General features: G+C 63.4%; 18 protein-coding genes. 7 read left to right on the forward strand and 11 right to left on the reverse strand.

The features are described 5' to 3' along the window. Positions 1 to 3 precede the first annotated feature (3 nt). Positions 4 to 786, reverse strand: coding sequence for a formate dehydrogenase accessory sulfurtransferase FdhD (fdhD, locus tag FQV27_RS02775; protein WP_147096839.1), 783 nt, complete (start codon positions 784 to 786; stop codon positions 4 to 6). 221 nt (positions 787 to 1,007) lie between these two features. On the opposite strand from fdhD, the gene FQV27_RS18790 reads away from it, so the two are divergent. Beyond that, positions 1,008 to 1,733 carry a hypothetical protein gene (locus FQV27_RS18790; protein ID WP_186827191.1) on the forward strand — a complete coding sequence of 242 codons (726 nt, stop codon included), beginning with the start codon at positions 1,008 to 1,010 and terminating at the stop codon, positions 1,731 to 1,733. On the opposite strand, the gene selB is transcribed toward FQV27_RS18790, so the two are convergent. From selB to FQV27_RS02815, 8 genes are all read right to left on the reverse strand, one after another. Beyond that, a complete protein-coding gene (gene selB / locus FQV27_RS02785; RefSeq protein ID WP_147096280.1) occupies positions 1,730 to 3,625 on the reverse strand; it encodes a selenocysteine-specific translation elongation factor in 1,896 nt (631 codons plus the stop codon). The two genes, FQV27_RS18790 and selB, sit on opposite strands and share 4 nt — an antisense overlap. Continuing rightward, on the reverse strand, positions 3,622 to 4,995 hold the full coding sequence (selA, locus tag FQV27_RS02790; protein ID WP_147096281.1) for an L-seryl-tRNA(Sec) selenium transferase: 1,374 nt from the start codon (positions 4,993 to 4,995) through the stop codon (positions 3,622 to 3,624). Before selA ends, selB begins: the two co-directional genes overlap by 4 nt. Before the next feature lie 2 nt (positions 4,996 to 4,997). Continuing rightward, positions 4,998 to 5,909: a formate dehydrogenase accessory protein FdhE gene (fdhE, locus tag FQV27_RS02795; protein WP_147096282.1), complete on the reverse strand. Its 912-nt coding sequence runs from the start codon at positions 5,907 to 5,909 to the stop codon at positions 4,998 to 5,000. Positions 5,910 to 5,942: 33 nt separating this feature from the next. Then, the gene (locus tag FQV27_RS02800; protein WP_147096283.1) at positions 5,943 to 6,629 is read right to left on the reverse strand and encodes a formate dehydrogenase subunit gamma; all 687 of its coding nucleotides are present in this window, start codon (positions 6,627 to 6,629) and stop codon (positions 5,943 to 5,945) included. Continuing rightward, entirely contained in the window at positions 6,629 to 7,648 is a 1,020-nt protein-coding gene (gene fdxH / locus FQV27_RS02805; RefSeq protein WP_147096284.1) for a formate dehydrogenase subunit beta, read from the reverse strand. The genes FQV27_RS02800 and fdxH overlap by 1 nt, the downstream gene beginning before the upstream one ends. Beyond that, a complete protein-coding gene (gene fdnG / locus FQV27_RS02810) occupies positions 7,645 to 10,113 on the reverse strand; it encodes a formate dehydrogenase-N subunit alpha (RefSeq protein ID WP_222611652.1) in 2,469 nt (822 codons plus the stop codon). Before fdnG ends, fdxH begins: the two co-directional genes overlap by 4 nt. Before the next feature lie 12 nt (positions 10,114 to 10,125). Then, the gene (locus tag FQV27_RS19370; RefSeq protein ID WP_222611666.1) at positions 10,126 to 10,722 is read right to left on the reverse strand and encodes a twin-arginine translocation signal domain-containing protein; all 597 of its coding nucleotides are present in this window, start codon (positions 10,720 to 10,722) and stop codon (positions 10,126 to 10,128) included. A 185-nt stretch (positions 10,723 to 10,907) separates the two neighbouring features. After that, the gene (locus FQV27_RS02815) at positions 10,908 to 12,080 is read right to left on the reverse strand and encodes an AGE family epimerase/isomerase (RefSeq protein WP_186827192.1); all 1,173 of its coding nucleotides are present in this window, start codon (positions 12,078 to 12,080) and stop codon (positions 10,908 to 10,910) included. Between the two features lie 118 nt (positions 12,081 to 12,198). Here FQV27_RS02815 and modA point away from each other — a divergent pair, with 118 nt between their 5' ends. From modA to modC, 3 genes are read left to right on the forward strand one after another with little or no spacing between them, the layout of a single operon-like run. Then, positions 12,199 to 12,942 (forward strand): molybdate ABC transporter substrate-binding protein, encoded by a 744-nt coding sequence (modA, locus tag FQV27_RS02820; RefSeq protein ID WP_246132978.1) that lies wholly within the window; start codon positions 12,199 to 12,201, stop codon positions 12,940 to 12,942. Positions 12,943 to 12,946: 4 nt separating this feature from the next. Continuing rightward, positions 12,947 to 13,642 carry a molybdate ABC transporter permease subunit gene (gene modB / locus FQV27_RS02825; RefSeq protein WP_147096288.1) on the forward strand — a complete coding sequence of 232 codons (696 nt, stop codon included), beginning with the start codon at positions 12,947 to 12,949 and terminating at the stop codon, positions 13,640 to 13,642. Then, a complete protein-coding gene (gene modC, locus FQV27_RS02830) occupies positions 13,639 to 14,724 on the forward strand; it encodes a molybdenum ABC transporter ATP-binding protein (protein WP_147096289.1) in 1,086 nt (361 codons plus the stop codon). The genes modB and modC overlap by 4 nt, the downstream gene beginning before the upstream one ends. Positions 14,725 to 14,758: 34 nt before the next feature. Here modC and ychF read toward each other — a convergent pair whose 3' ends face one another. Then, a complete protein-coding gene (gene ychF / locus FQV27_RS02835) occupies positions 14,759 to 15,856 on the reverse strand; it encodes a redox-regulated ATPase YchF (RefSeq protein ID WP_147096290.1) in 1,098 nt (365 codons plus the stop codon). A gap of 153 nt (positions 15,857 to 16,009) precedes the next feature. Between ychF and FQV27_RS02840 the strand changes: the two genes are divergently transcribed. Then, positions 16,010 to 16,660: an HAD family hydrolase gene (locus FQV27_RS02840; RefSeq protein ID WP_147096291.1), complete on the forward strand. Its 651-nt coding sequence runs from the start codon at positions 16,010 to 16,012 to the stop codon at positions 16,658 to 16,660. A gap of 17 nt (positions 16,661 to 16,677) precedes the next feature. After that, positions 16,678 to 17,274, forward strand: a complete 597-nt coding sequence (locus FQV27_RS02845) for a mechanosensitive ion channel family protein (protein ID WP_147096292.1) — start codon at positions 16,678 to 16,680, stop codon at positions 17,272 to 17,274. On the opposite strand, the gene FQV27_RS02850 is transcribed toward FQV27_RS02845, so the two are convergent. After that, the gene (locus FQV27_RS02850; RefSeq protein ID WP_147096293.1) at positions 17,266 to 19,533 is read right to left on the reverse strand and encodes an FdhF/YdeP family oxidoreductase; all 2,268 of its coding nucleotides are present in this window, start codon (positions 19,531 to 19,533) and stop codon (positions 17,266 to 17,268) included. The genes FQV27_RS02845 and FQV27_RS02850 overlap by 9 nt on opposite strands. Before the next feature lie 224 nt (positions 19,534 to 19,757). On the opposite strand from FQV27_RS02850, the gene FQV27_RS02855 reads away from it, so the two are divergent. Further along, positions 19,758 to 22,601, forward strand: coding sequence for an ATP-dependent Clp protease ATP-binding subunit (locus tag FQV27_RS02855; RefSeq protein WP_147096294.1), 2,844 nt, complete (start codon positions 19,758 to 19,760; stop codon positions 22,599 to 22,601). Positions 22,602 to 22,651: the final 50 nt, after the last annotated feature.

Here is a 22,651-nt window from a genome sequence, read left to right on the forward strand (position 1 = left end):
GGATCACGAGAAGCGTTCGGGATGGGCGTAGATCTCGGCCCTGTCGGCTGAACGCGCCCGGCCCGCCAGCCCGATGCCAGCCGCCTCGGCGGCTGCGACAGCAGCCGATGTCGGCGCCGCAAGGGCGATCAGAACGGGCGCGCCGAGCGTCGCGGCTTTCTGGACAAGATCGACCGAGATGCGGCTGGTCAGCACGACCGCCCCCTGCCCGATTAGTCTCGCATCCTCACCGCGCAGAAGCGCCCCCGACAGCTTGTCGAGCGCGTTGTGCCGCCCGACATCCTCGCGCAGTGCAATCAGACCGCGACCCGGCAGCAGAAATCCGGCCGCATGGCTCGCCCCGGTCGCATCGCGCAACTGCTGCGCCTTATCCATCTGCGCAAGGGCGAGATCCAGATCGGCCGGGGTAACGGTGCAATCGCCTTCGACCGGCGCCAGTTCGCGCATCGCGGCAGTCAGCGTATCCACCCCGCATAGCCCGCAGCCGACGGGACCAACCATGCGCCGCCTGCGACCGATGAAGCGCTGCCCGGCATCGCGCCGCAGCCAGATACGCAGATCGACGCCCAGATCGACCCGCACAGGCTGCACAGCCTCGATTTCATCAGGACGCGCGATACCTTCCGTCACCGAAAAGCCGTAGGCGAAATCCTCCAGATCGGCGGGTGTGGCCATCAGCACCGCCTGCGTGGTCCCGTCATAGCTGATCGCAATGGCGCATTCTTCGGCCAGACTGACGCCGATTTCGCTCCTGTCGGCCAGGCGCTGTGCGCGGGTGGCAATCACACTCAAGCCAGTGTTCCTTCTGTCATGACGCGACTCAACCCGCTGGCTCCGGCAGGGTCAAGCCGTCATGGGTCCGGCACGGCCCTGATCGCGACGCGCAGCTAAAACGCTTGTCGAAACGGGCGCGCACCGCCTAGGATCGGGGGAACCCCGCGCCTGCGCGCGTGTTTCGTTCGAGGGTCGGCTCCGTGGCTTGGCCGGGTGGAAAGGAAAGGAATCCGATGCGCGTCGCTTTGCTGACAACCGTGCTTGTGGCAGGCACCCTGCCCGCCTTCGCCGATATTTCCACCGATCCCATCGCAGATACGCCGCCAATCGTGCTGCCCGCGAACAGCACGGTTACACAACCGACAGAACCGGCAACGAACCTCATGTCCGCGCCTGCCGATCCGCTTCCGGTGACAGACGCAGAAGCCGCGAGCACCACCCCACCGTCAAGCGATGCTGCCGGTGCCGCGCAGCCCGAAGCCTCGGCAGCCATGCCTGACGAGGTGACGCCTGCCGAAACGCCCGGTGACGCTGCCGCTGCGGTCCCGGCTGCGGCGGCGACTGCGGAGACGGTTACTGAAGCGCCCGCGGCCCCCGATGAACCGGCAGAACCCGTCGCTGCAACTGATGCAGAAGATGCGGAAACCCCGGAACAGGTGCGCGCCGCACAGCCTGACGCTCAGGCGCAGGCACCTGCCGCCGAGGCAGAACCTGCCGAAGCGTCGCAGGAAGGCACACAGGCGGCCGTCGGCTCTGCTGGCAGCGTCGAAACCCCCGCCACTGCGCCGCAGCCGGGTGCCGACGGCACATCGGCCGAAAACGCCGGCACGACCGGATGGACAGGTGGCACAGGTGGTGCGCAGATAGGGACCACGCCATCGGGTGCGGTCCCCCAGTCGAAGACATGGCAGCCCCCCGTCGCAACCGGGATCGACCTGCAGGGCGAGCCGCGCGGCTAAAACAGATCGGCGCGGTGCCGGTTGAGTTGCCTCAGATCGCCGCGACGTGTCGTCAGCCCCAGCCTGTCGAAGAAATCCAGCACTTCAATCGCGACCTTGCGCCCACTCTGGACCTCGTCGCGGAAGGCGGGCGCGGTGAACCAGCCGTCATCCGCTTGCGCCGACAGCCTGCGGATGATCGCAGCCATTTCGGCCGTCGTCTCACGCAGGAAAAAATGGTCATGCGCGATCTGATCGACCCGACCGAGCCGCGCCGAAAGCTTCATCAGACGCCTGATCTCAGGCTCCGGAAGATCGAGCGCGCCTGCAATGTCGCGCACACGCGGCGGCCGGAAGCGCTGCTCAGCCGCCAGCAGGGGCGCGATCCGCGCATAAACACCCTCATCCGCCGCGCTCATTTTCGGGGCATGCGCGGGCAGACGCACAAAGCCTGCCTCGGCGACAAGCCGGCCCGCAGTGATCGCGTCGCGCAGGACGGCGTCGAAAACCGGTTTCGGAAGGCGGGGCGTCAGTGACAGACGCAGCGCCTCGTGCCCGATGCCCTGCAGGTCGGGATTGCTGTCGTGATGGGCCAGCAGCGTCTGCTGCATCGCGGTGTTCAGCGCATCCAATGTCCTTGGCAGGATCGCGACACGCCCGCCGGCAGGTCCGATCACGGAAGCATCCGCACTGACGGCATCGGCGCTGGATGACGGCACGGCGCGATCACGCAGGAAGACGTCAAGCTCGACATAGTTCGGCGTGACTGCCAGCAGCGCCGAAAGCGCGCTTGTGGGATCGTCGATGTCCGCCGCGCGCAAGGCCGCATGGCGTTCAGGGGTTGCCCGGCGGCGCGCGGGCGGGCGCAGATCCAGCAACCGGCCACCGCCCAGCGTGCGGCTTGCCGATCCGTCGCGCAGGATGAAGGTATCGCCGATCCGCGCGGCCAGCGGCCTTTCCAGCACCATCTGCACAAGCTCTCGACCATCCGTCAGCGCCGCGCCAAGCGGGACCAGACGCGCCTCGACCTCTGCCGCGCCAAGGTGAAGACGCGCGCGCAGGCCGCTGCGCAGGGGTTTCGGATCTATCCAGCGAAGCGCCACGTCAATTCGGTCCGTCGGCGCGTGAAGGCCCGGCGAGACGACCATGTCGCCCCGTCGGATCTGATCCTTCGCAGCGCCCGCCAGATTAAGCGCCACCCGCGCCCCGGCCTCTGCGCGTTCGATCCGGCGGTTCTGGGCACGAAGGCCGCGCACGCGCACCGGCATACCTGAGGGCGACACGACGAGCTGATCGCCCGCAGCGACGGCTCCGCTGCGCAGGATGCCTGTCACCACCGTCCCCGCCCCTTCCAGCGTGAACGAACGGTCGACGATCAGCCGCACCTCGCCAGACGCATCGCGGGCCGTGGTTTCGGCGGCCGCCACGGCGAGCATATCGCGAAGCGCCTCGATCCCCTGACCGCTGACCACCGAGACCGGCAGGATCGGCGCGCGCGCAAGGGGCGTCGTGGCGAGAGCTGCAGCAATATCCTTGCGCAGCGCGGCTATGCTTTCGGTATCGGCCAGATCGGCCTTGCTGATTGCCACGATCGCCCGCGAGACGCCAAGCAGCGACAGGATCGCCAGATGTTCTTGCGTCTGTGGCATGATACCATCATCGGCGGCGATCACGATAAGGGCGAGGTCGATGCCGCCTGCGCCCGCGACCATCGTATGAACCAGCCGTTCATGCCCCGGCACATCGACAAAGCCGGTCACGCTGCCATCGCCAAGATCGGCATAGGCAAAGCCCAGATCTATCGTGATGCCGCGCGCCTTCTCCTCGGCGAGCCTGTCGGTATCAACACCGGTCAGCGCCCGAACCAGCGCCGTCTTGCCGTGGTCGATATGCCCCGCCGTGCCGACGATCAACGCGCGATACCCGCGAGCGCCGAAACAAGCGCGTCATCCTCATCAAGCGCCCGCAGATCGAGGATCAGCGCGCCGCCGGAAATATGCCCGATGACCGGCACCGGCAGGCCCCGCAGCAGCGTGGCGATATCGTCTGGGGCGCTGCCGGATACGCCCGTCAAGGCCAGGCCCGCGCTTGGCAATGTATCGGTCGGCAACGCGCCAGAGCCGACCTGGCTTTCGCATTCTGTCACCCGCACGTCATATCCCAGCCCGCGCATCGCGCCGGCCACTTCTGGCAACAGACGCTGCGCCTGTGCCACAATTTCCGATTGTTGACGCGCCAGCATGCGCAGGGTCGGCAGGCGCTGCGTCAGCCGGTCAGGATCCAGGTAAAGTTTCAGAACCGCGGACAGCGCCGCAATGCGGATCTTGTCCAGCCGCATCGCGCGCTTCATCGGGTTGGCGTTGATCCGGGCGATCAGATCGGCACGTCCGACGATGAACCCTGCCTGCGGCCCTCCAAGCAGCTTGTCACCGGAAAACGTCACCAGATCGGCGTTTGTCACGGCCTCGGCAGCGGTCGGCTCTCGGCGCATACCGTAGCGGGACAGGTCGATCAGCGAGCCTGAACCGAGATCATTCAGCAGCGGCACACCCGCAGCCTTCGCGATCTGGTGCAGTTCCGGCGCGGCGACTTCGTGGGTGAACCCCTCGATCCGGTAATTCGAGGTATGCACCTTCAGCACCGCCCCCGTCGCATCGCCGATAGATGCGCGATAGTCCTTGGCATGGGTGCGGTTCGTGGTGCCGATTTCGACCAGACGGGCACCGGCGCGGGCCATTATGTCGGGGATGCGGAAGGCGCCGCCGATCTCGATCAGCTCGCCCCGCGAAACGACGGCCTCGCGCCCGGCGGCAAGCGTGTTCAACGACAGAAGGACCGCTGCGGCGTTGTTGTTGACGACCGTGGCATCTTCCGCGCCCGTCAGTTCCCGCAGCAGGCCGCGCAGATGATCGTCGCGCGCACCCCTGCCGCCGCCTTGCAGATCGAATTCCAGCGCAAGAGCATTGCGCATCGCATCGCTCGCCGCCCTCACCGCCTCTTCGGGCAGGATCGCGCGACCGAGATTGGTGTGCAGGATCGTTCCGGTCAGGTTCAGGCATGGGCGAAGCGGATCGGGCCGCTTCAGCATGTTGTGGGCGAATTCCAGCACCGAAGCGCCGGGATCCGCCGGCATGTCCGCGCCCTGCAGGACATCACTGCGCAGCGCGTCGACACCCTTGCGAATGGCGTCGGTCGCGCGCGCCTTGCCATAGCTTTCCACCAGCGTCGCGCCGGCGGAACTGCCCAGAATCCGGTCGACTGACGGAAGATCGCGCAGCGACATCCCTAGTAACCAGAGAGGAACGCGTTGAAACCGCCACGTTTCCATTCCGTGTCCCGCATCAGCGCATCAAGACCCAGACTTGCGACGTCATCGGCGACAGGTTCCAGCGCGGTATCGAGGTTCTGATACAGGATCTTCACCCAGGAATGGCATTCGTCGCAGACCTCGGCCTTGATGACCGATGCGGTGCTTCCGTCATCTATGGCGCGATAGCTGATCCCCTTGGTTGACCCGCAGCACAGGCATTTCACACGCACCTCGTTCCATTCGGTCGCGCAGGTGGCGCAACATGCATAGCGCGCGCCCTCCTGATGTTGGGTCGCGGTGACCATCGACACGCCGGGCTGTCCGCCGCAAGCCGGACAGGTCCCGACGCTGATCGGCACGAGTTTCTGTGCATCAATCGCCGCCGCTTGCCGCACAGCCACAACCTGAAGCGCTGCCGCCGCAAAAACGGCATGTGCGGACAAGCCTTCGGGCACCTGCCCGGCCGAAAGCTGACCCAGCATGGTTTGGCAATCACTTTCAGGCGCAAGCGACAGTTCTTCCAGCGCCGCGCGTGCAGCGGCAGGCATGTCGATCTTCGCCGCCTCGCTGACAAGCGCGCCAAGCGCGGTTTTCATCGACCCGGACGCGATCAGCGCGGCGCGATCAAGGGGCGGCATGCGATAGCTCCGATTGCGTTCCACCAGTTCCGCGTCGAGAGGATCGGCCGCCCCGAGGGTGTCCGCAACCCGCTGCTGCGCCTCGGCCAGATCGGCAAGAAAGCGCAGATATGGCGCGAGATGAGAGCTTTTCGCCAGATGCCGAAGCCGTGTCGCGCGACGCGCAAAGGGCAGTTCGGCCTTGGGCACGCGCGCGAATTTCGGTGAGGAAACGCCGCCGATCACGGACGGGTCAGGGGAAAGGCTCATTTTGTTATCCGGACGTGCTTTCGGGCAATCGCCCTATTCTGCCGGAGGCTTGTCCTGACGTCTAGCAACTTCCCGAAGCCATTTCCTGTGATGCTTCCAGGCCCAACCGCCAGTCACCTTGCCGCTGGTCATCGCGCTGAGCGTCCCGCGCGTCCAGATCGCGGCATAGACATGCACGATCAGCACCAGCACCGACAGCACGGCCGAGATCGCATGAACCAGCACTGCCCAACGCCTGACCGGGATCGACACCAGATCAGGAAAGAACTGCTGCCAGATCATGATGCCAGAGACGACCATCGTCAGCAGCAGCCAGAACATGCCCCAGAACACGAATTTCTGGCCGAGATTGTACTTGCCCAGTTCCGGCAGGCGTTCTTCGTGCCCTGCCAGCAGATCGGTGATCTTGCTGGCCCAGACCACATCCTCGCGCCGCATCAGGTTCAGTCTCCACAGCTGCAGGAACAGCAGCAGGAAGCTGAGGCACGCGGCAACGCCAAGAATCGGGTGGATGTAGCGTGCGTTCTGCCCGCCCCCGAACAGCGCGGTCAGAAAGAACAGACGCGGCCAGAACAGCGCAAAGCCTGACAGGATCAGCAGGATGATAAGCGCGGCGGTGAACCAGTGGTTGATCCGCGTATGGGTGGCATAGCGGCGGACCTCGACCGGCTCGGTCGCGACGATGCGGTCGGTGCTTTCGGAAAATTCACGTTCAGCCATCAGCCCTGCCCCGTCTCGTCCGGATTGGAAACCGCAAGTTCGGCGGTCTCTTCGGGTCCGAGAATGTCATCGACCATTCTCCCTGCCTCGACCCGGTCATGTTCGGAAACCTCGTTCGGCTTCGCGAAAATCGAATGCAGGGCCGCACCAACCGCTGCAAGACCGATTGCGGCAAGGCCGACCGTCTTGGCCGGACCCTTCCAGCCCTCGACCACCGCAGAGATCTTCGGATCGGCGGGCAGGCCGGAATATTCTTCCGGCTTGTCACCGATGGGCAGCACATACATGACATGCGTGCCGCCTACCCCTTCCGGATCGTACAGCGCCGCATGTTCATATCCGCGCGCATTCAGATCCACGATCCGCTCCTCGGCATGGGCGATCATGTCGGTTTTGGTGCCAAACACAATGGCCTGTGTCGGGCAGGCCTTCGCGCAGGCCGGCCCCTGCCCGACCGACACCCGGTCCGAGCAAAGCGTGCATTTTGACACCACGTGCCGCGTCGGCGACATGCGCGGAATGTCGAAGGGGCAGCCCGATATGCAATAGCCGCAGCCGATGCATTTATCGTGAATGAAATCGACGATGCCGTTCGAATATTTGACGATAGCCCCTGGCGAGGGGCAGGCCTTCAGGCAGCCCGGATCCTCGCAATGCATACAACCATCCTTGCGGATCAGCCAATCGAGGTTGCCCGTATCCGGGTCCTCGTATTCGTTGAACCGCATCAGCGTGTACATTTCCGACGTCAGATCATGCGGGTTTTCGTAGGACCCGAAATTCACACCGATTTCAGGATGGGTGTCGTTCCATTCGATACAGGCCGACTGGCAGGCCTTGCAGCCGATGCATTTGGAAATGTCGATCAGCTTTGCGACAGGGTCCAACTGCCGCGTGGGCGGCGGCAGGTTCGGCGTGGCCGAGGCCAGCACCACGTCGCCATCACCCAGATTGGGCGACAGCGGTTCGACCGGCGGGTTCGAAACGGCAGTCGTGGGAGGGGGCGCGGTATCGGTCATGCCACAGGCTCCTCTGATGCTTCGATATTGACAAGGAAAGCCTTGGATTCCGGCGTCTCGATATTCGCGTCGCCGATGAAGACCGTCAGAGAGTTCGGGCCGTAGCCCTTCTTCGCCACCCCGGTAAAGCCCCAATGCAGCGGCACCCCGACGACGTGAACCGGCTTGCCGTCACAGATCAGCGGTTTGATCCGCTTGGTCACGACAGCCTTCGCCTTCACCGATCCGCGCTTGTTCCAGACCCGGACCCAGCCGCCGTTGCTGATCCCCTTCTCCTCTGCGAGTTCGACAGAAATCTCGACGAAGAACTGCGGTTGCAGGACAGAGTTCACCCGGTTGTGCTTGGTCCAGTAATGGAAATGCTCGGTCAGCCGATAGGACGTGCCGACATAGGGAAACTCGTCCGAGGTTCCCAGATCCGCCACGTCTGCCTCGAACACGCGGGCAACGGGGTTGCCCCGCATCTCGGCGTTGAAGACGTTCTGCATCGGGCTTTCGAACGGTTCCATATGCGTGGGGAACGGCCCGTCGCGCATCATCCCCCGGCTGAACAGCCGCGAAGTGCCTTCGGGGTTCATGATGAACGGCCCGACATCCTGCGGCCTGGCAGTCGGTGAAATGTCGGGAACGTCGTTGCCGACCCATTTCTCGCCATTCCATTCGATGACCATACGCGTCGGGTCCCACGGCTTGCCCTCCATGTCGCAGGAGGCGCGGTTATACAGCGTCCTGCGATTGACGGGCCAGGACCACGTCCAGTTCGGATAGACGCCAAGGCCCGACGGGTCCTCGTTGTCACGCCGCGCCATGTTGTTGCCGTCCTCGTTCCAGCAGCCGGAATAGATCCAGCAGCCGCACATGGTCGATCCATCGTCGCGAAGCTGGGTGAAATTCAGCACCTGCTTGCCGGCCTCGACCACGACCTTGCTCGTGTCGGCGGTATCGTAAACGGTCGAAAGCGCTCGCCCGTTCACTTCGCGTGCCAGTTCGTCCGGCGTCGGATCGCCCTCATCCGCGTAGTCCCAGCTGAGATTCAGGATCGGTTCGGGGACCGAGCCGCCTTCCTTTCGATACAGCTCCCGGACGCGGGTGAAGATCTGCGCCATGATCCAGGTGTCCAGCTTCGCCTCACCCGGAGGCGTGCATGCCTTCCAGTGCCATTGCAGCCAGCGCCCGGAATTCGTCAGCGATCCGTCATCCTCGGCAAAGCAGGTCGAAGGAAGCTGTATTACCTCGGTCTGGATCGAGGCGGTATCCACATCGTTATATTCGCCGTGGTTTTCCCAGAAGCGCGCAGTCTCTGTCTCCAGCGGGTCGATCGTGACCAGCAGCTTCAGCTTCGACAGCGCCGATGTCAGCTTGCCCCGGTTCGGGAAGGCCATCAGCGGGTTGAAGCCCTGACAGAAATACAGGTTCACATGGCCGTCATTCATCAGCTCGAACATGCGCAGAACGTCATAGTTCGGCACGTCTAGCTTCGGCAGCCAGTGATAACCCCAGTCGTTTTCCGCCTGTGCGGCATCCCCGTACATGGCCTTCATGAAGGACACCATGAACTTGGAATAGTTCTGCCAATAGCTTGTCTGGCCGGGCCGCAGCGGCTTGAAGTTCCGCGTCGACATATAGGTCGCGTAATCGACCTCGGCTTCGGTCGGCATCGACAGATAGCCGGTCAGCAGGTTCGACATCAGGCCCATATCGGTCAGACCCTGAATGTTCGAATGCCCCCGCAGCGCGTTCATGCCGCCGCCCGCCATACCGATATTGCCAAGGATAAGCTGCAACATCGCCATGCCGCGGATGTTCTGGCTGCCCTTGGAATGCTGTGTCCAGCCAAGCGCATACATCGAGGTCATGGTTTTGTCGGGTGCCGCCGTCTCGCCGATCATCTCGGCGATATGCAGGAACTTGTCGGCGGGCGTGCCGGTGATGTTCTCAACGAATTCCGGCGTGTAAACATCGACATGTTGCTTCAGCAGCTGCCAGACGCAGCGCGGATTTTCCAGCGTCATGTCGACTTCGGCGTAGCCGTCGGCGCCGATGACATAATCCCAGGTCGAGCGGTCATAGTCCCGCTTTTCCGGATCATAGCCGCTGAACAGCCCGTCAGACCATCCAAAGCCATCCTTCACGATGAAGGCGGCATTGGTGAAGTTGCGGACATATTCCCAATGGACCTTATCGTTCTCGATCATCCAGCGGATCATGCCCATCAGCCAGGCAATATCGGTGCCGGGCCGGATCGGGGCATAATAGTCGCTGACCGCAGCCGTGCGGTTATAGCGGGGATCGACCACGATCAGCTTGGCGCCGCGATGCGCCTTGGCTTCCGTGACCCATTTGAAACCGCAGGGGTGGGCTTCTGCGGCATTCCCGCCCATCACGATCACCAGATCGGCGTTCTTGATATCCGTCCAGGAGTTGGTCATCGCACCGCGACCGAAACTTGGAGCCAAACTGGCCACCGTCGGTCCGTGTCAGACACGTGCCTGGTTGTCGAATCCTGCTATGCCCATGCCCTTGACGGCCTTGAAGGTCGCCCAGGCGGTTTCATTGGTGGTGGCGGATGCGGCAAGAAAACCGGCTGTCGTCCAGCGATTGACGGGCACACCCGCCTCGTTGAACTGCACGAGGTTCTCGTCGCGATCGTCCTTCATCGCCCGCGCGATCCGGTCAAGCGCGTCGTCCCAGCTGATCGGCTCCATCTTGTCGGCGCCGGGGCGGCGGATCATCGGCTGGCTCAGGCGGGTTTCGGACCGCACGAAGTCTTTCAGCGCCGCACCCTTCGGGCAAAGCGTGCCGCGATTCGTCGGGTGATCCACATCGCCTTCGACATGGATCAGCTCTGCCTGTTCCTTGCGGACATCGCCCTTGGAATACATGATGATGCCACAGGCAACAGAACAATAGGGACAGGTGTTGCGGATCTCGGTCAGGGTCGCGAGCTTGAAGGGCCGGATCAGCGCGAGTTCCTGCGCTTCAGCCTCACCGAAGCCCATGGACCCCAGCGTCGTCGCCGCGACACCCGCGCCCGCCAGTTTAAGAAAACTGCGCCGCGAGAGGTCGATATTCATAATCCCCTCCTGTTGCCTACCCGAAGTTTGGTCATTCCAGCCTCTCGCTTCGGGCGGGTTTTGTCAATCGGAGCGGGTCATAAATTAAGCTAACTGCATCGCGTGGCGCGGAAACTCGACAGGTACAATATCCTCGTGCGATCAGAAGTTTAATGCCTTCGGTTCATGTGGAACGAGGGCGCGCGTCATGTTGGAAGCCCCGCCAGCGAGGCGGTCAGCGCATGATAGATGTCAGGCTTTCCGGGGAACAGAGTTTCGACCGGGCGGCCATCTTCGTCGATCTCGGCGAACCAGCCGCCATTCTCATGGTCGATATGGTGACGGTCCAGATGCGTCCATAGCCGGTCCAGATCCTTCAGCCAGATTTCATCACCTGTCGCCCTGTGCAGCGCATGGGCAGTAGCGACAGCCTCGGCCACCGGCCACCACAGGCGGCGGCGGTTGTCGATCTGGCCGTCCCATCCCATCGTGTAGGCCAGCCCTCCTTCGGGCAGCCAGGCGTCTTTCATCGCGCGGGAATACAGATGCTTTGCCGCTTCCACCGTCCAGTCGTCCTGGCGGTCGCGCCCGCCGAGTTCGCGCATCTCAAGGATCAGGCGCGCCCATTCGATGGCATGGCCGGGGGTCGTGCCGGGCGGGCGGAACATCGGATCGCCGGCGAAATCGCGGTCGATCTGCCAGTCGGGTGTAAAGTGTTCAGGCACCACCCACCCTTCGGCGCGGGCATGGCGGTCGATCATGAAGCCCGCGATCTGGCGCGCCATGTCCAGATATTCCGGGTCGCGCCAGGTGTCATAGGCAGCCAGCAACGCCTCGGTCAGGTGCATATTGGCATTGCCTCCGCGATAGGCTGGCGGGTTGGTCCAATCCTCATCGAACGTGTCCGACACTGCGCCCGGTTCAGCTTCCCAGAAGCGGTTGCGCAGATCGCCCATGACCAGATCACGAAGCTTATCCGCATCCGTGTTCCCGAGTTTTGCCGCCCAGGCCGCAGCAAGCAGCACGAAAGCGTGACCATAGGCCTGCTTCTTGCGGTCCAGCGGGCCTGCGTCATCCGCGCTCCACCAGAAACCGCCGTTAAGGGGATCGGCATGACCGCTCAGCAGGAAGCCGACGCCATGATCGACAATCTCTCGCGCGCGGGGGTGCTGAAGCCCGGCGCCCCGCGCATAGGCGTGGATCATCCGCGTCGTCTCGTGAAGTTCACGCGTATTGCCGCTGCCGCGAGGGTTATCGGCCAGTTCGCTGCCATCGGCGGCGAGCTTGTAGAAGCCGCCCTTCGGGTTCACGGCGGCGGCATGGAAATCCAGCAGACGAAGCGCCTCGGCGCGACACCAATCGGGGCTGTAATCACTCATCTCGCGCCTCATTCGCTTGCCACAGATCAGCGTTATCGCTTGCCTGTCCGGCGCGACTAGTCAATATGTTCGGCGAAACATAACGAAAGGACGCCGGATGCGCTCCCTCGGATTTTCCATGATCGCCGCGGTCGCCCTTGCGCTTCCCGCCACCGCCGATGAGGTCAGTGTCTTTGCCGCCGCTTCGCTGAAGACCGCGCTGGATCAGATTGCCGCAAGCTATGAGCAGGCGACCGGCGATGAGATCGTCATCAGCTATGCCGGATCGAACGCGCTTGCACGTCAGATCATCCAGGGCGCGCCAGCGGATATCTTCATCTCGGCAAATCCGGGCTGGATGGACGAAGTCGAAAAGGCCGGACTGCTGGCCGAGGGGACGCGCCGCGACCTGCTGGGCAATACGCTGGTGCTGATCGCCCATGACGATCCGCCTCGGACAGAGGCCACGCCACAGCTTACGCCGCAGTTCGATCTGGCCGGTATGCTGGGGACAGGCAAGCTGGCAATGGCGATGGTGGATTCGGTGCCGGCGGGGCAATATGGCAAGGCGGCGCTTGAAAGCCTCGGTCTGTGGGACAGTGTCGCGGCTTCGGTTGCGCAAGCCGACAATGTGCGCGCCGCGCTGTCGCTGGTCGCTTTGGGAGAAGCCCCGTTCGGCATCGTCTACGCGACCGACGCGAAGGCCGAGGACCGTGTCCACGTCATCGCGACCTTCCCGGATGACAGCTATCCCCCCGCAATCTACCCCGCAGCGATGCTGAATAATGCCGCGGATCAGGCCGACCGAGACTTCTTCGACGCCTTGACCGGCGCGGATGCCGCAAAGATTTTCGCGGCCCAGGGTTTCAGGGTGCTGAACTAGGGTGATGGGCTGGTTGTCGTCAGATGAATGGCAGGCCGTTGCGCTCTCGCTGAAGGTGTCATCGGTGGCGGTCGCGGCAAGCCTGCCGCTTGGCATCCTCGTAGCCCATGCGCTTGCCCGCTGGCGCTTTCCCGGGCGCGGGCTTCTGAACGCGCTTGTCCATCTGCCGCTGATCCTGCCGCCGGTCGTCACCGGCTATCTGCTGCTTCTGGGCTTCGGGCGACGCGGGGTGTTCGGCGCGCCACTGGCCGAATGGTTCGGCATCGTCTTTGCGTTCCGCTGGACTGGCGCGGCGCTTGCCGCAGCGATCATGGCCTTTCCGCTGATGGTACGCACGATCCGCCTGTCGATCGAGGCGGTCGATCCAAGGCTGGAACAGGCGGCATCGACGCTTGGCGCGGGGCGGGCATCGGCCTTTGCCACCGTCACCCTGCCCCTCATCCTGCCCGGCATCATCGCAGGCTGCGTCATCGCCTTCGCCAAGGCGATGGGAGAATTTGGCGCGACGATCACCTTCGTGTCAAACATCCCCGGACAGACCCAGACCCTGCCAACCGCGATCTATTCCGAATTGCAGGTTCCGGGGGGCGAGGCGCAGGCAGCGCGGCTGGTCGCGGTGTCGCTGATCGTGGCGCTTGGCGCCCTGCTCGCATCTGAATGGCTGGGCCGCGCCGTGGCGCGCAAGGTGGCCGGGGCATGAGCTTGTCCGCGACCATCCATCACCGCTTGCCGGGCTTCACGCTGGATGCCGCTTTCAGCGCAGGGCCGGGCGTGACCGCGCTGTTCGGGCGTTCGGGCGCGGGCAAGACAACGCTTGTCAATGCGGTCGCTGGCCTGCTGAGGCCGGATCAGGCGCGCATTGACGCTGGCGGCGCCGTCCTGACCGATACCGCGCGCGGCATTTTCCTGCCGCCGCATCAGCGTCGCATCGGGTACGTGTTTCAAGATGCCCGCCTGTTTCCGCATCTGAGCGTCAGCGGCAATCTTGAATACGGCGCGCGTTTTGCACCACGCGCCGCGCGCCCGTCGCGTGCGCGTTACAGCGAAATCGTCGATATGCTGGGCATCGGCAGCTTGCTGGACCGTCGCCCCGGTGCGCTTTCTGGCGGCGAGCGGCAGCGTGTGGCGCTTGGGAGGGCGATCCTGTCGGCCCCGCATCTGCTGCTGCTGGACGAACCGCTTGCCGCCCTGGACGAGGCGCGCAAGGCAGAGATTCTTCCCTATCTTGAAAGGCTGCGCGATCTGGGCCTGCCGATCCTTTACGTCAGCCACTCGGCGTCAGAGATCGCACGGCTCGCCGGCCATGTCGTGATGCTCGACGGCGGGCGGGTCATCGCGGCGGGGGCGGCCGGGGACGTGCTGTCCGATCCCGCTACCGCAACCGCGCTCGGGCAGGAAACCGGCGCGCTTCTGGCGGGGGAGATCGCGGCACAGGACCCCGACGGACTGACCCGTCTCTCGACGCCTGCGGGATCGGTCTGGGTTGCCCGCCCCGATCTTCCCGTCGGCGCGAAACTGCGCCTGCGCATTCTGGCCCGCGATGTGATGCTCGCGACTGCCGCACCGGAAGGCATTTCCGCGCTGAACATCCTTGCGGGCAAGATCGAGCGGATCGACCCTGCACCGGACGGCAGCGTTCTGGTGCGCCTGCGTCTCGGCGACGACGCGGCGATCCTGTCGCGGATTACCGAACGATCACGCCGGGCGCTTGATCTGGAACCCGGCATGCCGGTTCATGCACTTCTGAAATCGGTCTCGATCGCTGAAATCGCGCCCGGCTGATCGGCTGACCGGCTGACCGGCTGACCGGCTGCGATCAGGCGTTGAACAGGAAGTGAAGGACGTCGCCGTCCTTGACCTCATATGTTTTGCCCTCGACGCGCAGCTTGCCGGCCTCGCGTGCGCCGGCCTCACCCTTGCCAGCGACGTAATCGTCATACGCGACGGTTTCGGCGCGAATGAAGCCGCGTTCGAAATCGCCGTGAATGACGCCCGCCGCCTGCGGCGCAAGCGTGCCTTTGCGAATGGTCCATGCGCGCGCCTCTTTCGGGCCGACGGTGAAATAGGTCTGCAGGCCCAGAAGCTGATAACCGGCGCGGATCAGGCGGTCGAGGCCCGGCTCCTCCAGCCCCATCTCCGACAGAAACATGTCTGCTTCCTCGGCGTCGAGCTGGCTGATCTCTTCCTCGATCTTGGCCGAGATGACCACTTGCCCCGCGCCCTGTTCGGCTGCCATCGCAGCCACCTTGTCGGACAGCGCATTCCCGGCCGCGGCCTCGTCTTCGGCGACATTGCAGACATAAAGCACGGGCTTCGCCGTCAGAAGCTGCAGCATGTTCCATGCCTTGCGGTCATCCTCGGCCACATCGACGGTGCGGGCGGGTTTGCCTGCCTCCAGCGCGGCCTTTGCGGCATTCATCAGGCGCGCATCTTCCTTGGCCTGCTTGTCGCCCGCATTGATCTTGCGGCTCAGGTTCGCCAGCCGCTTTTCCAGGCTTTCAAGGTCGGCGATCATCAGCTCGGTCTCGATCGTCTCGGCATCGGCGATGGGATCGACGCGGCCTTCGACATGGGTCACGTCGCCATCTTCGAAGCAGCGCAGGACATGGGCAATGGCATCGACTTCGCGGATATTCGCAAGAAACTGGTTGCCCAGCCCTTCGCCCTTGGACGCACCTTTCACCAGACCAGCAATATCCACGAAGGTGATGCGGGTCGGTATGATCTGCTTCGAGCTTGCAATCCCGGCCAGCGTATCAAGCCGCTGATCCGGCACCGCCACCTCGCCCACATTGGGTTCGATGGTGCAGAAAGGGAAATTGGCCGCCTGTGCAGCGGCGGTGCGCGTCAGCGCGTTGAACAGGGTGGACTTGCCGACATTCGGCAGCCCGACGATCCCCATGCGAAAGCCCATGTCGAAATCCCGTAGTTTCTGGCTGTTTGGCAGGCTCTTTACGCGGGTGACGCGGCTTCGTCCAGTTCCCGCGCCACCGCAAAGGCGGCTTCACCTTTGCCGACGGATGCGGTTTAAGCGCGAAGAACCGCAACCGAACCACGACGAGGGCAGATGACACGCGCGATCCTTTGGGACATGGACGGCACGCTGATCGACAGCGAGCCTGTGCATGCCGCCGCCTTCGATGAATCCGTGGCAGCGCTCGGCCTGAGCTTTCCGCCCGATTTCCACGACCGCCTGCTTGGCCGTTCATCTGCCGAGGTGCATCAGGCCGTTGCCGAAAAGGCCGGCCCGGATTTCACCTATCAGGACTGGATGGACCTTAAGTGGGGCCATTTCACGCGCCATGCGGACAATATCCGCCGTCGCGACAGTGTCGCCGATATCGCCGTTGCAAAGGCACGAGAGGGCTTGCCGATGGCGGTGGTATCGAACTCGACCGCAGACGAGGTCGAACTTTGCATGCAGGCCACCGCGCTCAATCAGGTGATCCCGGTCCGCGTCAGCCGCGCCGATGTCCAGAACGGCAAGCCAAGCCCCGAAGGCTATCTGCTGGCTGCGCAGCGCCTTGGCGTGAAGCCAGAAAACTGCCTGGTGGTCGAGGACAGCCTTGTCGGGTCGCAGGCCGGTTTGGCGGCGGGAATGCGCGTGCTTTATCACCCGCAGACTGCTGCTGACGACGCGGACGCGCTGCCCGCAGGGTTGCGCTACCTGCCCCCGGATGCCGACCCCGCCCCCGTCATAGACGAGATGCTTCGCTGAACACCGAAGAGGCCGAGATGACTCAGTTCAGGAAATTGATACAGATTCTGGACCCGGCGACCCTGCCGGGCGCATTGGCGATTGCGGGTATCCTGTTTGCGTTGGGACTGTTTCTGTCCTGGGCGATCCGACGGCTGACCATCGCGGCACTGCATCATGACGAGCGCGACCTGATTGATGCGATCTCGCTGAAATTCATCAGCCGGCTGATCGGGCTGGTCGTCTGGCTGCTGCTGCTGACGGTTTACGCCCACCTGATCCCGGCGCTTGACAGGCTGGCGAATGCGATGCTGGCAGGCGTCGGGCTGGCATCTGTCATTATCGGCTTCGCGGCCCAGCAGACACTTGGCAATCTGGTTGCCGGGATCAGCCTTGTGCTTTACCGGCCGTTTCGGCAGGGCGACCGATTGCAGATCGCGACCCCGACCGAGAGCTTCTGCGATACCGGGCTGGTCGAGGGCGTCTCGCTTGGCTTTACGACCTTGCGCGCCGATGACGGCCGAGAGATCATCGTCGCGAACGGGACCATGGCCCAACAGACCATGATAAAGCTGCCGCGCAACGCTCCTGACGCGAGCGCCCCCTCGGCAAAGGACAAGGCGCCGTCAGCCTGATACGACCCTGACCGGGATCGACTTGGCGGCGGGCGTGCCGCTGACCGGATCGAAATAGTCCAGCGGCAGAAGCGGGTTCAGTTCCGGGTAATATCCCGCCACGGCCCCGCGCGGCAGCGAATAGGCCGCAGCCATCAGCCCGTCCACGCGCCGCGTCACGCCGTCATCGCTGATCGTTTCCAGCCCGATCATCTGGCCACGTTCTACCCCCCGTTCGGCCATATCCTCGGCATTCATCAGCAGCACCATCCGGTTGCCATAGACGCCGCGATAGCGGTCATTCTCGCTGTAGATCGTGGTGTTGAACTGGTCATGCGACCTGATCGTCGCCAGCCGCAGCATTGCCGGGTCATCAACCGGCGTGTCACCATCCAGCCCCGGAAGCGTCAGGAAGTTCGCCTTGCCATTCGGCGTCAGCCAGACCCGGCGGCGCGGGGCCACGTCCAGATTGAAGCCGCGCGGCGCCTTGATGCGGTCCGAAAAACCCTCGTAGATCGCAGGAAAGACATCGGCAATGCGGTCGCGGATCACCCCGTAATCCTGCATGTAGTCGGCCCAGGGCACAACGCTTTCCGGCAGCGTTGCCATTGCCATGCGGCAGACGATGCCGACCTCGGCCATCAGATCCTTGCTGGCTGGCGACAATACGCCTTTTGAGGCGGTGACATTGGCCATCGCATCCTCAATCGTGACGAATTGCGCGCCCTTTTCGGTTTCGATCACCTCGGACCGGGCGATGACGGGCAGGATCAGTGCCTCGCGCCCGTGAACCACAACGCCCCGGTTCAGCTTGGTGACAATGGCGACTGTCAGATCAAGGCCCCGCATCGCGGCATAGGCGCGGTCGGTATCGGGCACGGCGCGAACGAAATTACCGCCGAGGCCTATGAATACCTTGGCCGTCCCGGCTTCCATCGCGGCGACGGTTTCGACAGTCAGATGACCCGGTTCGCGCGGCGGTTCAAAGCCGAAAACATCGCGCACCCGGTCCAGATATTCAGCGGTGGGCTTTTCGTTGATGCCGACCGTGCGGTCGCCCTGCACGTTGGAATGCCCGCGGATCGGCACAATACCGGCACCGGGCTTGCCGTAATTCCCGCGCAGCAGCAGCAGGTTCGAAATCTGCTGGCACAGCTCCGCCCCCCGCTCATGCTGGGTAATGCCCATGCCGTAACAAATCATCGTCGCGTCCGACGCCGCATAGATTTCGGCGCAGCGGCGAATTTCGGCCTCGGTCAACCCGGCGGCGGCGCAGATTTCCGGCCAGTCATGCGACATGATGTCCGCGCGAAGCGCCTCGATCCCCGCCGTGTGTTCGTCGATGAAGGCGTGATCCAGCACCGGCTCGCCCGCCGCGTCGCGTTCGAACAGGTCGCGCATCATGCCCTTCAGCAGCGCCAGATCGCCGCCAATGCGCACCTGCATGAAATCGGTCGAGATGTCTGTATGCCCGAAAGTCGCCATCTGGATCATGTCCTGCGGCTCGGCAAACTCCATCAGCGCGCGTTCGGGCATCGGGTTGACCGAGACGATGGGCACGCCGCGCTTCTTCGCCTCGACCAGATCGGTCATCATCCGGGGCGAGTTGGTGCCGGGGTTCTGACCCAGAATGAAGATCGCCTGCGTATGTTCCCAATCCTCCATCACGCAGGTGCCCTTGCCCACGCCGATGGCGGGCGGCAGGCCGATACTGGTCGGCGCGTGGCACATATTGGAACAGTCGGGGAAATTGTTGGTGCCAAACTCGCGCACGAAGATCGCGTAAAGGAATGCGGCCTCGTTGGGCGTCCGGCCAGAGGTGTAGAATTCCGCCTCGTTCGGGCTGGCTAGGCCGTTCAGATGGCGCGCGATCAGGGCGAAGGCGTCATCCCAACTGATCGGGACATAATGATCCGTCGCTGGGTCATAGCGCATAGGCTCGGTCAGGCGGCCCTGCATTTCCAGCCAGTGATCCGACTGCTGATTCAGTTCGGTGACCGTATGCTTCGCGAAGAAGTCGCGGTCGGCACGGAACTTCGTTGCCTCGAACGCCAAGGCCTTGGCGCCGTTCTCGCAGAACTCCAGCGTCTTCTTGCAGTCTGCATCCGGATAGGCGCAGCTTGGGCATTTGAAACCGCCCGGCTGGTTCATCGACAACAGCGCGCGCGATCCCTTCGTCAGCACGCTTTGCTGCATCAGCACCTTGGCTGTGGCCGCCGCTGCGCCCCAGCCACCCGCCGGATGGTCGTAAGGCTTAATCCGCGCTTTTTTGCCGGCCATGATGAAACGGTCCTTCTGTTCGCTGCGTTATGAGACCACAGGAAGGCGGTCGCTGCCAAGCCGTTCACACCGGCAATCGAATGGTTGACCGGCGACATATCGTCGCGATTGACACCTGAACGAGGCGATCTAGCATGACGCAGCGTCACTATACACCGATCAGATCCCCGTCGCGCCCGACCTTTTGGGACGCCTTCACAGAAATTTCTTGACTGGAGGATATCATGGCTCAGGAACTTTGCGAAATCTGCGGCATCCGCCCGGCGACCATGCGCGTGGCCGTCATGCAGGAAGGTCAGCGCGAAGAAATCGACATTTGCGATTACGATTATAACAGGCTGACGCGTCAGCAACGCTATTCCTCGCCCATGGAATCGCTGTTTGGCGATGACGGCTTTGGCGGCGGCATGTTCGGCGGCGGGATGGATGACTTGATGGGCCGCGCGCGCGAAATGATGGGCGACGGCGCTGCGCCGCGGAGGCGGTCCTCTGCGCCGGATTCCTCGTTGAGCGAGCGCGCCTATGTCGACAGTTTCAGCGAACAGGCGAAGGCCATGCTGCAAAAGGCGGCAGAGCGGACGACCCAGGCGGGCCGGCGCGAGATAGATACCGAGCAGCTTCTGTATGTCCTGCCCGACAGCGACGCGGTGCAGGCGATCCTGAAGCAATTCAAGGTCGATCCGGCCGATCTTCGCGCCGAAATCGACCGGCGCTCGTCGGATGAACCGGCGGGCAAGATCGACAGCGACGGCGATATCGGGGTTTCGCCACGCGTGAAAAGCGCACTGAACCGCGCCTTTACCGCCGCAAAGGAAATGGGCCACAGCTATGTCGGGCCGGAACATCTGCTGATCGGTCTGTCCGAGGTGCCAGACAGCTATGCCGGCACGCTTCTGAAGAAATACGGCCTGACCCCGCAGGCGCTGCGGCAGCAGACGGTCAAGGTGGTCGGCAAAGGGGCCGAGGATGGCCGTGTCGATCCGCCGTCGAACACGCCGAACCTCGACAAGTTCAGCCGTGACCTGACGCAGATGGCGCGTGACGGCAAGCTGGACCCGGTGATCGGTCGCGCGCAGGAAATCGAAACCGCGGTCGAGGTTCTTGCGCGACGCAAGAAGAACAATCCTGTCCTGATCGGCGAGCCGGGCGTCGGCAAGACCGCGATCATCGAAGGGCTTGCCCAACGCATCGTCAATGGCGAGGTGCCCGAAGTCCTGCGCGACAAGCGCCTGATCGAGCTGAACATCAACTCGATGGTGGCCGGGTCGAAATATCGCGGCGAGTTCGAGGAACGCGTCAAGGATCTGATGGAAGAGATCACCAAGGCCGAGGATCTGGTCCTGTTCATCGACGAGGTTCACACCATCGTCGGCGCAGGACAAGGCGGCGGCGAGGGCGGGCTGGATGTTGCCAACACTTTCAAGCCTGCAATGGCGCGGGGCGAGTTGAACCTCATCGGCGCGACGACTCTTTCGGAATACCAGAAATACATCGAAAAGGACGCGGCCCTGGAACGCCGCTTCCAGCCGGTCATGGTGCCCGAGCCTTCGGTGGACCAGACCATCAACATCCTGCGCGGCCTGCGCGACAGTATGGAAGCGCATCACAAGGTCATCATTCTGGACGAGGCGCTTGTCTCGGCGGCGGAACTCTCTGACCGCTATATCACTGGGCGCTTCCTGCCCGACAAGGCGATCGACCTGATCGACCAGGCAGCGGCGCGGGTGCATCTGTCCACCACTTCACGCCCCGCCGATATTCAGGAGATGGAGGCCGAGATTTGGGGCCTCAAGCGCGAACAGGCCTATTCGACCTCTCGGAAGAATTTCGACAAGGCGAAAGAATACGAATCCCAGATTGCCGAACGCGAGAAGGAACTGGAGGAAAAGACCGATGCATGGCGTTCCAAGGTCGGATCTTCCAGCGCCGAGGTGAAGGTGGGCGATATCGCAGACATCGTTTCGAAGCTGACAGGCATCCCGGTCAACGATCTGACGCAGGAAGAAAAGGACAAGCTGCTGAAGATGGAAGACCTGCTGCATCAGCGCGTCATCGGACAAAGCCAAGCCATCGACGCGGTGTCGGATGCGGTGCGGCTGTCCCGGTCAGGGCTGAAGCAGGGGAACCGTCCGATTGCGTCCTTCCTGTTCCTTGGCCCGACCGGCGTCGGCAAGACCGAACTTGCCAAGGCCTTGGCCGAGGCGATTTTCGGTGATGAGGACGCGGTGATCCGTATCGACATGTCCGAATATATGGAGCGCCACGCCGTCGCCCGACTGATCGGCGCGCCGCCCGGCTATGTCGGCTATGACGAGGGCGGGCAGTTGACCGAACGTGTCCGCCGCCGCCCCTACAGCGTCATTTTGCTGGACGAGATCGAGAAGGCACACCCGGATGTCTATAACGTGCTGCTGCAGGTGCTGGATGACGGGCGGCTGACCGATGGCAAAGGCCGGGTGATCGACTTCAAGAACACGATCATCATCGCGACCAGCAACCTCGGGTCGAAATTCATCATGGACAACGCCAAGCAGGACGAAGGCAAGGTCACGCCCAAGGTCCGCGAGGAAGTGATGGAGGTTCTGCGCGGCCATTTCCGCCCCGAATTCCTGAACCGCATCGACGAGATCATCATCTTCGACAGCCTCGCGAAGAATGAGATCGGCAATATCGTCAAGTTGCAGCTCGACGGGGTGAAGCGGCTGGCGCTTGGTCAGGACATCACGCTGAACTTCGACGACAGCATGATCGACCACCTGGGCGAGGAAGGTTTCCAGCCGGAATTCGGCGCGCGCGAATTACGCCGCCTGATTCGACGCGAGATCGAGGCGCCTTTGGCCAAGGAAATGCTGGCCGGTAAGGTCAAGGAAGGCGACGGCGTAAGCGTTGGCTGGTCCGAGGCGGATGGCGCCAGCTTCAAGGTTGATGCAGCGGCGAAGCCGAATGGCAAGCCTGCATCGACAGCGGCACCGGCAGAGGCTGCGGCGCAGAACGGCGCGGGAGGCGACGCCACTGCGGCGAATAGCGACGCGGCACAAAGCGGCGATGCCGGGCCGTCCCGGTCCTGATTGGTGATGTTCGGGGCGCGACACCCGCGCCCCGAACCGCCGGTTCGCCG

The sequence above is a fragment of the Paracoccus aurantiacus genome (assembly GCF_007993065.1).
Lineage (GTDB): Bacteria > Pseudomonadota > Alphaproteobacteria > Rhodobacterales > Rhodobacteraceae > Paracoccus > Paracoccus aurantiacus.